This is a genomic window from Bradyrhizobium sp. SBR1B, assembly GCF_014198205.1.
Taxonomy (GTDB): domain Bacteria; phylum Pseudomonadota; class Alphaproteobacteria; order Rhizobiales; family Xanthobacteraceae; genus Bradyrhizobium.
This window is the reverse complement of record NZ_JACIHC010000005.1, coordinates 203,242-216,373: the sequence shown is the minus strand read 5'-3', so window position 1 is coordinate 216,373 and position 13,132 is coordinate 203,242. Positions and strand designations below refer to the sequence as shown.

At 65.6% G+C, this 13,132-nt stretch carries 14 protein-coding genes; 8 read left to right on the top strand and 6 right to left on the bottom strand.

All coding sequences use genetic code 11. The features are described 5' to 3' along the window. Positions 1-25 precede the first annotated feature (25 nt). The 3 genes from GGD61_RS15735 to GGD61_RS15725 form a co-directional block, all read right to left on the bottom strand. Positions 26-616, bottom strand: a complete 591-nt coding sequence (locus GGD61_RS15735) for an SCO family protein (RefSeq protein ID WP_018320819.1) — start codon at positions 614-616, stop codon at positions 26-28. Positions 617-640: 24 nt separating this feature from the next. After that, positions 641-835, bottom strand: coding sequence for a hypothetical protein (locus GGD61_RS15730; RefSeq protein ID WP_183230885.1), 195 nt, complete (start codon positions 833-835; stop codon positions 641-643). A 274-nt stretch (positions 836-1,109) separates the two neighbouring features. Further along, complete coding sequence (locus tag GGD61_RS15725) at positions 1,110-1,580, bottom strand: hypothetical protein (protein WP_177236867.1); 471 nt, start codon at positions 1,578-1,580, stop codon at positions 1,110-1,112. Positions 1,581-1,859: 279 nt separating this feature from the next. On the opposite strand from GGD61_RS15725, the gene GGD61_RS15720 reads away from it, so the two are divergent. From GGD61_RS15720 to GGD61_RS15690, 7 genes are all read left to right on the top strand, one after another. Then, entirely contained in the window at positions 1,860-3,518 is a 1,659-nt protein-coding gene (locus GGD61_RS15720; protein WP_092251743.1) for an FAD-binding dehydrogenase, read from the top strand. A 3-nt stretch (positions 3,519-3,521) separates the two neighbouring features. Then, positions 3,522-4,442, top strand: coding sequence for a PHB depolymerase family esterase (locus GGD61_RS15715; protein ID WP_092251745.1), 921 nt, complete (start codon positions 3,522-3,524; stop codon positions 4,440-4,442). Between the two features lie 134 nt (positions 4,443-4,576). Further along, entirely contained in the window at positions 4,577-4,927 is a 351-nt protein-coding gene (locus tag GGD61_RS15710; RefSeq protein ID WP_018320814.1) for a RidA family protein, read from the top strand. A gap of 216 nt (positions 4,928-5,143) precedes the next feature. Next, positions 5,144-5,509 (top strand): nuclear transport factor 2 family protein, encoded by a 366-nt coding sequence (locus tag GGD61_RS15705; RefSeq protein ID WP_092251985.1) that lies wholly within the window; start codon positions 5,144-5,146, stop codon positions 5,507-5,509. A 78-nt stretch (positions 5,510-5,587) separates the two neighbouring features. Continuing rightward, a complete protein-coding gene (locus tag GGD61_RS15700) occupies positions 5,588-8,173 on the top strand; it encodes a ligase-associated DNA damage response DEXH box helicase (protein ID WP_092251747.1) in 2,586 nt (861 codons plus the stop codon). Between the two features lie 42 nt (positions 8,174-8,215). Further along, complete coding sequence (pdeM, locus tag GGD61_RS15695; protein WP_049815010.1) at positions 8,216-8,887, top strand: ligase-associated DNA damage response endonuclease PdeM; 672 nt, start codon at positions 8,216-8,218, stop codon at positions 8,885-8,887. A 301-nt stretch (positions 8,888-9,188) separates the two neighbouring features. Further along, a complete protein-coding gene (locus GGD61_RS15690; RefSeq protein WP_092251749.1) occupies positions 9,189-9,620 on the top strand; it encodes a hypothetical protein in 432 nt (143 codons plus the stop codon). A 163-nt stretch (positions 9,621-9,783) separates the two neighbouring features. Here GGD61_RS15690 and GGD61_RS15685 read toward each other — a convergent pair whose 3' ends face one another. Both GGD61_RS15685 and pyrE read right to left on the bottom strand, forming a co-directional pair. Continuing rightward, on the bottom strand, positions 9,784-10,557 hold the full coding sequence (locus tag GGD61_RS15685) for a DUF2865 domain-containing protein (protein WP_177236868.1): 774 nt from the start codon (positions 10,555-10,557) through the stop codon (positions 9,784-9,786). 250 nt (positions 10,558-10,807) lie between these two features. Further along, the gene (gene pyrE / locus GGD61_RS15680; RefSeq protein WP_018320808.1) at positions 10,808-11,371 is read right to left on the bottom strand and encodes an orotate phosphoribosyltransferase; all 564 of its coding nucleotides are present in this window, start codon (positions 11,369-11,371) and stop codon (positions 10,808-10,810) included. Positions 11,372-11,542: 171 nt separating this feature from the next. Between pyrE and GGD61_RS15675 the strand changes: the two genes are divergently transcribed. Continuing rightward, the gene (locus tag GGD61_RS15675; RefSeq protein WP_183230884.1) at positions 11,543-12,169 is read left to right on the top strand and encodes a glutathione S-transferase family protein; all 627 of its coding nucleotides are present in this window, start codon (positions 11,543-11,545) and stop codon (positions 12,167-12,169) included. 180 nt (positions 12,170-12,349) lie between these two features. Here the strand turns inward: GGD61_RS15675 and GGD61_RS15670 are convergent, their stop codons facing one another. Next, the gene (locus GGD61_RS15670) at positions 12,350-12,985 is read right to left on the bottom strand and encodes a LysE family translocator (protein WP_092251753.1); all 636 of its coding nucleotides are present in this window, start codon (positions 12,983-12,985) and stop codon (positions 12,350-12,352) included. Between the last annotated feature and the right edge of the window lie 147 nt (positions 12,986-13,132).

Sequence of the window (13,132 nt, the reverse complement as noted above, 5' to 3'; positions counted from 1 at the left end):
AATGCCGCTCGATCCTGCGCTCTTCTCAGAGATACTTCTTCAAATCCGCCGCCGCCTCGTCCGGCGTCCGCTTCAAATTGAACGGCGAGACGAACCGGCCGTCGCGGTCCATCAGATAGATCAGCGCGGTGTGGTCCATGGTGTAGTCGCCGTCCTTGGTCGGGACCTTCTTGGCGTAGACCCGGTAGGAGGTGATGACCTTGGCGGTCTCGGCGGGATCGCCGGACAGGCCCTCGAGGTGCGGATCAAAGCTCGACAGATATTCCTTCATGGTCGCCGGGGTATCGCGCTCGGGATCGACCGAGATGAAGACGGCATTGACCTTGTCGGCATCCTTGCCCATCGCGCGCAGCACTTCCGAGATCTCGAACAGCGAGGTCGGGCAGACATCTGGGCAATGGGTGTAGCCGAAGAAGATCAGGGTCGGCTTGCCCTTCAGGCTCTTGTCGGTGACGGCCTTGCCGTTCTGGTCGGTCAGCTGGAACGGGCCGCCGATCGCGGCCGGCTGCGCCACCTTGCTGACCCCGCCCATGGCCCAGAACATGATCAGGAGGCCGACAACGAGGCTTGCGGCGAAGGCGGTCGCAATCACCAGCGGACGGGCGGCGGAACTCATGAGCGAAAAACTTCCTGTGGCGGATCAGAAGCAGGCGGCGAAACCGGTCCTGATCATTTCGAAGAACATCTGCGTGCCGTAGTGGAACCACAGCGCCAGCGCGCCGAGCACGAGCAATCCGCCGAGCCCCGCGCCCGCCAACAGCAGCACGAACGGCGTGCGGCCGGCAGTGGGCGAATCGTCCTGTAGCGGATGCGAGGGGTGCAGCGGTTGAGCCATGACAACGATCGGGGCGAAGGTCGGGGTTCCCTGCCTTTCAAATAGGCGCTGGGGCGTGGCCCGGCAAGCGCGGCGGCCGGGAGGGGGATCACGGGGTGCGGAAGTACGTCCCATTCTCGTCATGCCCGGGCTTGTCCCGCCTGCGCGTCCGAAGCCGCTTCGGCGCGGCGAAGGGCCGGGCATCCATGCGCTTTTCACCGAGCCCAAAAACGTCGATGGCCGGGACAAGCCCGGCCATGACGAAAGAGCAGCGCTGGAAGGGACGAATGTGCGCCTACCGCGACGACGGCTTGTTGGCCGAGGCTTGCGCGTCCAGGTAGCAGGGCTTGTACATGGCCTGGAGCTGCTTGCCCTTCAGGAACAGCATGTGCGGGGTGAGGCCGCCGCGCTGACTGATCCAGCGTTTCACCTGCGACGGATACATCGCGTAGAGCATCTGGGTGGCTTCGGCGTTGGTGACGGCGCGGCCGTTGGTGCCGAAATCCCACGCGGCGTGGAAGCCGAGCGTCGCGTGCGAGGTCACGCAGATGCGGTCGTGCGGGATGGCGCCGAGGACAATGGTGCAGGCCGAGGCGCAGAGGCCGTCGATGATGACGGTGTCACCTGACTGCCGCAGGTCCTGGTATTTGTCGACATAGGTTCCGATCCGGCCACCGCGGTCATCCGCGATCCGAACCACCGCGTGAGAAGCCCCCATGCAAGCGATCAGGAGAATCGCCGCAAGCAACCCCGTCAGAAACTTCATTGTCCCCCGCCCCAGTCGAATTCGAATCTGCGTGTTCGGTGGTGATGCGCGACTAGCGTCTGTCGTAACCGCGGTTTTGTCTAGGCAGGCCGGCTCGCTCAAAACAAATTCAAATCCAGTGTTGCGTCCGCGCTGCACCCGATGGGTCTCTATCCCAAAGTGGAACAAGTTAATGATGTCTTATGCGCCACACCCTTGATCTCAGTTACAACCGCTGGCTTCAATCCGGGCGACTACAGGGAGGAACCTGTGGCGGGGGAATCATGGAGGGGGAAACACATGGCTGAAGAGACTGACGTCATCGTTGTCGGCGCGGGCCTATCGGGACTGGTTGCCGCAACCGAGATCGCGGATGCGGGCAAGCGCGTGATCGTGGTCGACCAGGAAGGCGAGCAGTCGATCGGCGGCCAGGCGTTCTGGTCGTTCGGCGGATTGTTCCTGGTCGATTCGCCGGAGCAGCGCCGGCTCGGCATCAAGGATTCCTTCGACCTGGCCATGCAGGACTGGATCGGGGCCGCCGGCTTCGACCGCGACGAGGACTTCTGGCCGCGGCAATGGGCCGAGGCCTATGTGGCATTCGCGGCCGGCGAGAAGCGCGCCTGGCTGCGGGCGATGGGCCATCGCATCTTCCCGGTGGTCGGCTGGGCCGAACGCGGCGGCTATGACGCGATGGGCCACGGCAATTCGGTGCCGCGCTTTCACGTCACCTGGGGCACCGGGCCCGGGCTCGTAGAGCCGTTCGAGCGCCGTGCGCGCGAGGCGATGAAAAGCGGCCGGCTGAGCTTCAGGTTCCGCCACCGCGTCGATGCGCTCTCGATCACCAACGGCACGGTGGATGGCGTCAGCGGCGCTGTCCTCGCCCCCGACACGATCGAGCGCGGCAAGAGCTCCTCGCGCAACGTCGTCGGCGAGTTTGCGCTGAAGGCGCAGGCCGTGATCGTGGCGTCCGGCGGCATCGGCGGCAATCACGAGCTGGTGCGGCAGAACTGGCCGAAGCGGCTCGGTGATCCCCCGAAGTTCATGATCTCCGGCGTGCCCGAACATGTCGACGGCCGCATGATCGGTATCACCGAGAAATCAGGCGCGCGGCTGATCAATCGCGACCGCATGTGGCATTATGTCGAGGGTATCCAGAACTGGAATCCCATCTGGCCGCGCCACGGCATCCGCATCCTGCCTGGCCCGTCCTCAATGTGGTTCGACGCCACAGGCACGCGGCTGCCGGCGCCGCTGTTCCCGGGCTCCGACACGCTCGGCCAGCTCAAATACATCATGTCGACCGGCTATGATTATTCCTGGTTCATCCTGACCCAGAGCATCATCAAGAAGGAGTTTGCGCTGTCGGGCTCGGAGCAGAATCCCGACATCACCGGCAAGAGCTGGCGCATGACCTTGCGCCGCGCTACCAACAAGGGCGCCCCCGCGCCGGTCGAAGCATTCAAAAGCCATGGTGTCGACTTCATCGTGCGCGACAAGATCGAGGACCTTGTTGCGGAGATGAACAAGCTTGCCGGCAGCGACCTTCTCAAGCTCGAGCACATCAGGATGCAGATCGAGGCGCGCGACCGCGAGATCGCCAACGCTTACGTCAAGGACGCGCAGGTGATGAACATCCACAATGCGCGCCGCTATATCGGCGACAGGCTGATCCGCACCGCCTCCCCGCACAGGATCCTGGATCCCGCGCAAGGGCCGCTGATCGCGGTCAAGCTCAACATCCTCACCCGCAAGACGCTGGGCGGCTTCGAGACCGATCTCGACTCGCGTGTGTTCGGCGGCGAGGGCGCCGTCATTCCCGGCCTCTATGCGGTCGGCGAGGCCGCCGGCTTCGGCGGCGGCGGCGTGCATGGTTATCGCTCGCTGGAAGGCACCTTCCTCGGCGGCTGCCTGTTCTCGGGCCGCAATGCCGGCCGGGCCGCGGCGAAAGCGGTGGGGTAGGTCATGCGGCGGTGGATGCTGCGCATCGGCGCGCTGGTCGCGGCATTGGCCGCCGCGTCAGTCGCATCCGCCGAGACGGTCGACGTCAACGGCGTGAAGCGGTCCTACACCGCGCAGCTTCCCGCGAAGAAGCCGGCACCGCTCGTGATCGTGCTGCACGGCAAGACCCAGCGCGGCGCCGACATGGTCACACGGACGGCCTGGCCGCAGGTCGCAAAGCGCGAGGGCCTGGCCGTGATTTTTCCGGACGGGCTCAACAATGCCTGGGCGGACGCGCGAACCAAGGCGGGGCCTGCGCTGCGCGGACCGCCCGCGGGCACCGACGACGTCGCCTTCCTCGCAAAGCTCGTCGAGAAGCTGGTGGCCGACGGCACGGCCGATGCAAAGCGCGTCTTCGTCGCGGGCGTCTCCAATGGCGGCGCCATGGCGATGACCATGGTCTGCGCCCGCGCCGATCTGTTTGCGGCCGGCGCGAGCGTGATCATGAATCTCACCGACGAGGCCGCCGTCACCTGCCATCCGTCAAGGCCTCTGCCGATGCTGCTCATGAACGGAACGGCCGACCAGCTGGTCCCGTATGAGGGCGGTCGCGGATCGAGCTATTTTGCCGCGGACGGGTTCTGGTCGACCGAGGAGACGCTGGCGTTCTGGCGCAAGCTCAATGGTTGTGAGACCGACGATGCCAGCGTGACCGACTTGCCCGACAAGGCGCCTGCAGACCAATCGACAGTGACCCGGATCTCATCGCGCTGCCCGAGGGGACACGACGTCGTGCTCTATCGCATCAACCATGGCGGCCACCGCATGCCTGGATTTTCTCCGGATGCCCGCTTCCCGAGGGTCGCAGCCGGCCTGCTCGGGCCGCAGAACGGCGACATCGATGGCGCCGAGACGATCTGGGCTTTTTTCAGTCAGTTTCCATGAGGCGCACATGCTCGGCGTTGACGGCATGCGTGCCCGGCAACGCATGCGCCGCAGGCAACGCATGCGTGCCCGGGGTGGCACGGCGCGAGGTGCTGGGCTAGACAGGGCCGCCATTCCAGTGAGGAGATCCGTAAATGAGCATTCAGCGTTTCGAAACCGGCCCGCGCATGAGCCAGGTCGTCGTGCATGGCAACACCGTCTATCTCGCCGGCGTCGTCGCCAACAAGGCCGCCGGCGAAAGCGTGACGAAGCAGACCCAGGACATCCTGGCGACCATCGACGGCCATCTCGCCAAGGCCGGCACCGACAAGTCGAAGCTGCTCTCGGCCACGATCTACATCACCGACATGAAGACGTTCGGCGAGATGAACGCAGTGTGGGACGCCTGGGTCTCGGCCGGCAATACCCCCGCCCGCGCCACCGTCGAAGCCAAGCTGGCGGCGCCGCAATACACCGTCGAGATCATGGTCACGGCCGCGAAGTAATCTTCACGATCAATTCGCATGCGAATGGAGCGCGATGACAACATCATCGCGCTCCATTTTTTTCGCGCGACTCAGTTCTTTTTGCGCATGATTTGGCCGGAAAACCGCTCTACACTTTTCCGGATCATGCGCATGACCTACGAGGTAATCGATCGGCGCGCGCGATCCTTCGATAGTCAGGGACAGCCAACCACGGCGTCATTGAAGGAGAGCACCATGACCGACCCCATCACCATCGCCCGCCGCTACATCGAGCTCTGGAACGAGCGCGCCGCCGGCCGGCGCCGCGAGCTGCTCAGCGAAAACTGGACGAGCGATGCGAGCTATGTCGATCCCCTGATGAAGGGCGACGGCCGCGACGGCATCGAGGCGCTGATCGCAGGCGTGCAGCAGCGCTTTCCCGATTTCAGGTTCAAGCTGATCGGCGAGCCCAACGGCTACGGCGATCACATCCGCTTTTCATGGGGACTTGGTCCCGATGGCACCGACAGCCCGATCAAGGGCACGGATTTCGTCGTGCTGAAGGACGGCCGCATCAGAAGCGTGACCGGATTTCTGGATCAGGTGCCGGCCGGGGCGTGAGACCGCTGGCCCTCCTCGCGCAGGCGGGGAGGGCGGCACCCCTCGACGAAGCGATCTTCACGGCTTACCTGTCATGCCGTGCCGCCCCGTATCCTCCAAACATCGGCCGAGCCGGCCACGCTGCTGCCGAGCCGCTTCCAGCAATGGTTCGCAGCCCGCGGCTGGTCGCCGCGCGCGCATCAATTGGCGCTGCTGGAGAAGGCGCGCGAGGACGCTAGCGCGCTGCTGATCGCACCGACCGGCGCCGGCAAGACGCTGGCGGGATTCCTGCCGACGCTGGTGGAGCTTTCGACCGAGGCGGCCGAACGGAAGGCGGGTGAGAAACAGAGCCTCGTCTCCACCGGCCGCAGCGTGCAGCGCACCGGCGGCCTGCATACGCTCTATATCTCACCGCTGAAGGCGCTTGCCGTCGACATCGCGCGCAATCTGGAGCGGCCGATCGCGGAGATGGCGCTGCCGATCAAGGTCGAGACCCGCACCGGCGACACGCCGGTGTCGCGGCGGCAGCGGCAGCGGCGCTATCCGCCTGATGTGTTGCTGACGACGCCCGAGCAGCTTGCCTTGCTGCTGTCCTCGGATGACGCGCCGTTCCTGTTCTCCTCGCTGAAGCGCATTGTGCTCGACGAGCTGCATGCGCTGGTGACGTCCAAGCGCGGCGATCTGCTCTCGCTCGGGCTGGCGCGGCTGTGGCGGCTGGCCCCGCAGATGCGCGCGATCGGCCTGTCGGCGACGGTCGCCGAGCCGGATCAGCTCGCGCGCTTCCTGGTGCCGCAGCCCGACGGCGAGGAGCGAGCAGCCGACATCGTTATCGCCGGCGGCGCGGCGCCACCGCTGGTCGAGATGCTGGATACGCGCGAGCGCCTGCCCTGGGCCGGCCACAGCGCGCGCCACGCGCTCCCTGAGATCTACGAGCTGATCAAGGCGAACAAGACCACGCTGGTCTTCGTCAACACCCGCAGCCAGGCCGAGATGCTGTTCCAGAATCTCTGGAGCATGAACGACGACGGCCTCGCGATTGCGCTGCATCACGGCTCGCTCGACGTCGCCCAGCGCCGCAAGGTCGAGGACGCGATGTCGGCGGGGCGCCTGCGCGGCGTGGTCTGCACCTCCTCGCTCGACCTCGGCGTCGACTGGGGGGATGTCGATCTCGTCGTCAATATCGGCGCGCCAAAGGGCTCCTCGCGCCTGATGCAGCGGATCGGCCGCGCCAATCACCGTCTCGACGAAGCTTCGCGCGCGGTGCTGGTGCCGGCCAATCGTTTCGAAGTGCTGGAGTGCCGCGTCGCTATCGATGCCATTGCCGAGAACGCGCAGGACACGCCGCCCCTGCGCACCGGTGCGCTCGACGTGCTGGCCCAGCACGTGCTCGGCTGTGCCTGCGGCGAGCCGTTCCTCTCCGATGAACTCTATGCCGAAGTGCGCACCGCAGCGCCATACGCCGACTTGTCGCGGCCGGATTTCGACGACGTCGTCGATTTCGTCGCCTCCGGCGGCTACGCGCTGAAGACCTATGAACGCTTTGCCCGCATCAAGCAGGACAAGGAGGGGCGCTGGCGCGTCGCCAATCCCAAGGTGCGGCAGAGCTACCGGATGAATGTCGGCACCATCGTCGAGGATGACATGCTGAAGGTGCGCCTGGTGCGCTCGCGCGGCGGCGGAGCGGGCTCGACCGGCGTCATCGCGCGCGGGGGGCGGTTGCTCGGCGAGATCGAGGAGGCCTTCATCGAGGGCTTGAGCCCCGGCGACACCTTCGTGTTCTCAGGCGAGGTGGTGCGCTATGAAACGCTGGTCGAGGACCAGGTCTATGTCTCCCGCGCCAACGACAAGGACCCGAAAGTGCCGTCCTATATGGGCGGCAAGTTTCCGCTCTCGACCTATCTCGCCGAGCGCGTGCGCCGGCTGCTCGATGACGGCCGCGCCTGGGGCGGCTTGCCGGAGCAGGTGCGCGACTGGCTGTCGCTGCAAAAGGACGTCTCGCGCGTGCCGGCGGTGCGCGAGCTGCTGGTCGAGAGTTTTCCGCGCGCCAACAAGCACTACATCGTTTGCTATCCGTTCGAGGGCCGTCTCGCGCATCAGACCCTCGGCATGCTGCTGACGCGCCGGCTGGAGCGCGCCCGCGCCCGGCCGCTCGGCTTCGTCGCCAACGAATATGCGGTCGCGATCTGGGCGCTCGGTGATCTCTCCTTCATGATCCGTGATGGCCGGATCGATCTCAACGCGCTGTTCGATCCTGATATGCTCGGCGACGATCTCGAGGCCTGGCTTGCCGAGTCCGCCCTGATGAAGCGCACGTTCCGCAACTGCGCGATCATCTCCGGGCTGATCGCGCGCCGGCATACCGGCGAGGAGAAGAGCCGCCGCCAGGTGCTGTTCTCGACCGATCTGGTCTACGATGTCTTGCGAAAACACCAGGCCGATCACGTGCTGCTGCGCGCCGCCCGCGCCGATGCCGCCACCGGCCTGCTCGATCTGCGCCGCCTCAGCGACATGCTGATGCGCATCCACGGTCGCATCACCCACCGGGAACTCGACCGCGTCTCTCCGCTCGCCGTGCCCGTGATGCTGGAAATCGGCCGCGAGTCAGTTTATGGCGAAGCTGCAGACGAGCTCTTGGCCGAAGCCGCCGATGAGCTCGTCAAAGAGGCGATGGATAGAAGCGGGTAAGACGTGACGATTGGCGCGCAGGTTTCAGGAGATGTCGACGACATGCGCGTGTCCACAGTCACCATCAGCGATGTAACCTTCGCCGCCGATCTCTCCGGCGCGCTGTTCTGGGACGAGCAGCGTCTGCTCGTGGTCTCCGACCTGCATCTGGAAAAAGGCTCCAGCTTCGCCACCCGCGGCGTGCTGCTGCCGCCTTACGATACGCTCGCGACCCTGAGCCGTCTCGCTGCTGTCATCTCCCGCCATGATCCGCGCACCGTCATCGCACTCGGCGACAGCTTTCACGACCGCACGGCGCATGAGCGGTTGTCGGCCGACGATCGCGATGCCGTCGCCGCGCTCCAGACCGGCCGCGACTGGATCTGGATTTCCGGCAATCACGATCCCATGCTGCCGCGCGATCTCGGCGGCACCGTCGCGGACGAGGTCGCGATCGGCCCGATCACCTTCCGTCACGAGCCGACCGGTGCGTGCGGCGAGATCGCCGGCCATCTCCATCCCAAGGCGCGCGTCTCCGCGCGCGGCCGCTCGTTGGAGCGCCGCTGCTTCGCCTCCGATGGGATGCGTGCGGTGATGCCGGCGTTCGGCGCCTATGCCGGCGGCCTCAGCATCCGCGACGTTGCCTTCGCAAAGATCTTTCCGGCCAATGGTTTTGTCGCCCATTTGCTGGGCGACCGCCGCGTCCACGCCATCGCGGCCTCACGCTGCTTCTGACGCCAAAAATTGGGACAGCACTACGTTCAGTAGTTTTCCGGAATCGCCCAAGCCCGTTGCCGGTTCTAACGTTACGCTTGCCGGGGCTGGAATTTCTCATCCCGAACAAGAATTGTAACCGGCGAGGGGCCGCTGCGAAGCGGCCCCTTTCGATTCTGGCAGCCCGTAGCCGGCTTCGGGGCTGTCTCCCGCTCCGCCATAGAACGAATTAAGAACACTTTAGCAAGTCTTTGATATATCATTGTGATTCGGCGCGTCGCCGACACAATATCTAGCGTCTGTCAGACTTTGCGAGGACTACATGTCCACCATCGCCTTCGATCAATTTGCCCTCACCCGGATCGCCGATTTCGCGCGCTCGCTGTCGCGCCTGCATCAGGCGGCACGACGCCAGAGGGTCGACGACGACCAGTTCGACCGCGAGTTCAACGCGGTGTGCCAGTCGATCTGGGGCTACACCATCGACGACGTCAGCGACGATCTGTTCTCGGCCGAGGATCATCTGTTTCTGGACACGCTGGATGAAGCGCAGGCGCGCATCTTCGCGGCCGAGCAGGGCTACGACCTCGTCGGCGATCAGGGCATGCTGACGGATTGGTGGGGCTTCTGCTGGATGATCCTGGCCGAGAAGCGCGGCCTCTTGACGCCGGAAAACCGCGCCGCCGCGCGCGCGGCGATCGAGGAGAAATATCTGGCGGCGCCGAACGTGATCGGGGTGATCATCGGACGATAGTCTCGTGCCCCGGACGCAGCGCAGCGCTCTCCCGGCGATGCGAAGCATCGTCCGGTTCAGCGGTGCGCTGCAGAGCCGGGCCCATGCTCGCGGCATTCTGGGTCCCGGCTCTGCGCAGCAACGTCATTGAGCGTTGCAGCGCGTCCGGGACACGAAAGCGACTTTAATCCAGCCCCGCCCGCTTCGCCGGCTTCTGCGCCGCCGTCTTCGGCACCGTCACATCGGGCAGTGTCTCCCGCACGATCTCCGCAGTCGGCGCATCTGCCGACACCGTCTCTGCCCGCACCGGGGCCACCTTCATCTCGCCGAGGCGGGCGCGGACTTGCGCGGTGAGGCCGGGATAGGAGGCGACCGGGGTGAAGTCCGCAGCCTGGTCGTTGCCGACGCGGATGCCGGTATAGGCGACGAGGCCGTCGGTGGTGGCGATCACGTCGCCGGCCTTCAGGGAGGAGTCCAGCGCGAGATCGACCGGGGCAAGGCCGACCGGCTCGCGGCCGTTGCAGGTGCAGTCGGCGCGCAGCGCCTTGCGATAGGCGAACGCGTTCTCGCTGTCGGCGTAGCGCTCGCCGGTTTGCGAGGCGGCACCGTCGATCGAGGAGCCGAAATAGACCTTGGTCGCGCTGGCAGGACAGAACGCCTGACACATCTGGGCCGGCGAGGCGAGGCCGCGCATCAGCGGAAAATATTTGCCGTCGCAGCTGCGTACGCAGAAGGCCGGACCGGAGCCGCCGGCCGCCGCCGCGCGGGTCGGCGGCACATATTGCGGAGTTGCGGCATTCTGTTGCCCGGTGAAGGGATCGGCGTAGGGGCTCGCCTGCTGCGGCACCTCGCGCTGCGGCCGCTGCTGCTGCATGCCGCCGAAGAAGAAATCGAACAGGCCCTCGGCCGAAACCGGGGCCGGAGCCGCAAGTGCTCCAAGGGTGGCGGCCACAAGCATCGCGCGACGCCGCCGGCGCGCATGGGACAGGACTGTACGCAAACGCTTACTCCACCCGACGCTTCCGAACCGGCTGGGACCTCAAGGGGTCTCAGCACATGATTCACCATAAGGCGCGATGGTAAATGAGCAGTTGAGCGGAGGCGGTTTCAAGACGAGGCGGTGGCCTCTTTAGGGCCGGGCGCAGCTTTGGACGGATGGTTGCTTCCGGGGCACACTGAGGCATGACGGCAAGGGATGTTTCGCCGCGTCAGGCCTTCAAGAATTCCGAGGCCTTGTACAGCGAGCGGAACGGCAGGCCGGCCGCACCGAACGTGTCGGTGGCGCCTTCCTCGCGGTCGACCATGGTCAGCACCAGCACCACCTCGGCGCCGGTCTCGCGCACCGATTCCACCGCCTTCATCGCCGAGCCGCCTGTCGTGGTGACGTCCTCGACGATCACGACACGTTTGCCGGCGAGCGTCTCGCCCTTGGGCAGGCCCTCGATCGCGAGTTTCGCGCCATGCTCCTTCGGCTTCTTGCGCACGAAGAACGCCGCGATCGGATGGCCCTTGATCCAGGAGATCTGCGCCAGCGCGCCGGCGAGCGGCACCGCGCCCATCTCGAGGCCACCGATGAAATCGAGATTGTCGTCCTTCAGTGCCTCATAGGTCAGCTCGGCGAGCAAGGTCGCCCCCTCGGGGTCGAGCATGGTCGGCTTGAGGTTGAAGTAGAAATCGCTCTTGCGGCCCGACGCGAGCGTCACCTCGCCGCGACCGAATGAGCGCCGGCGGATGATTTCGAACAGGCGGGCGCGGGAGGCTGATTTCGACACGGCGGTCCCTCGGGAGCGTTTTTGGAGGAGGCGGAATTTATCCGCGACGGCCGCGACATTCCAGAGGGGGCGTCCCTAGTCAACAGGGATCGGCCATCCCGGACCGCCGGTTGTGGGGGCGCGACCTTCTGGAGTAGGTGGAATGCCAATCTGTTGGGGAAGGACATGGGAATGACCATTGAGCTGCACACCTGGAACACGCCGAACGGCCGCAAGATCTCAGTCGCGCTGGAGGAGATGGGGCTGCCCTACAAGGTGATCCCGGTGAACATCACCAAGGGCGAGCAGATGGCACCGGGGTTCCTCAAGCTCTCCCCGAACAACAAGATCCCGGCGATCGTCGATCCTGAAGGCCCGGACGGCAAGCCCGTCAGCATCTTCGAATCAGGCGCGATCCTGCTCTATCTCGGTGAAAAGACCGGCAAATTCCTGCCGAAATCGCTGGGCGCCCGCATCCCGGTCTATGAATGGCTGATGTGGCAGATGGGCGGCTTCGGCCCGATGCCGGGCCAGGTGCACCATTTCATCGCACTCGAGAACGAGCAGGACCGTGCCTACGGCCTGAAGCGCTACATGGCGGAGACGCGCCGGCTCTACGGCGTGCTCGACCGCCAGCTGGACGGCCGCGACTTCGTCGCCGGCGAGCTCTCGATTGCCGATTTTGCCATCCTGGGCTGGGCCTGGCGCCACCCTCGCCACAAGGTTGAGCTGACCGACTTCCCCAACGTCAAGCGCTGGTACGAGACCCTGATGGCCCGCCCGGCGGTGAAGCGGGGCATGGACGCGAAGCTGGATTGATCTTCGCTTCCCCTCCCCTGGAGGGGGAGGGTCGATCGCGCGCAGCGCGAGCGGGGTGGGGTGGTCTCTCCGCTCGGGCACCGTTGGATGGGAAGAGACCGTCACCCCACCCCGTCTCACGTTTCGCTCCGCTCCACGTGAGCCGACCCTCCCCCTCCAGGGGAGGGTGAAGAAAGAACATCACACTTTCTTCGCTTCGACCGCCATCCGCACCGCGAGGCCGGCCAGCACCGTGCCCATCAGCCAGCGCTGCACCAGCATCCAGCTTGGCCGGTTCGCCAGGAATAGCGCGATCGATCCCGCCGCGAGCGCGATCATCGCGTTGACGCTGACGCTGATCGCAATCTGGATTGCGCCGAGCACGACCGACTGCGTCAGCACGCTGCCGGCGGTGGGATCGATGAACTGCGGCAGCAGCGCGAGATACAGCATCGCGATCTTCGGGTTGAGCAGGTTGGTGACAAAACCCATCGCGAACAACTTGCGCGGGCTGTCGACCGCGAGCTGCTTCACCTGGAATGGCGAACGTCCGCCCGGCTTCACCGCCTGCCAGGCAAGCCAGAACAGATAGCCCGCGCCGGCAAAGCGCAGCGCGTCATAGGCGAAGGGAATGGCGAGCAGCAGCGCCGTGATGCCGAACGCCGCGCACAGCATGTAGAACACGAAGCCGAGCGCGACGCCGCCGAGCGAGACGATGCCCGCCGCCGGCCCCTGCGTGATCGAGCGCGAGATCAGGTAGATCATGTTCGGCCCCGGCGTGAGCACGAGGCCAAGGCAGACGAGGGCGAAGCCGAGCAGGGCAGAGGTGTGGGGCATGGGTGAACCGGTGCGGGAGATGCGACGGTTCTAATATGCGAGGCGAGGTGGGGCCATCGCGCAATTGCTCGGAGGACAATTCAGGTTCTCGCATGTCACTCCAACGTCGTCCCCGCGAACGCGGGGACGACACCGACTGTGTGGCGT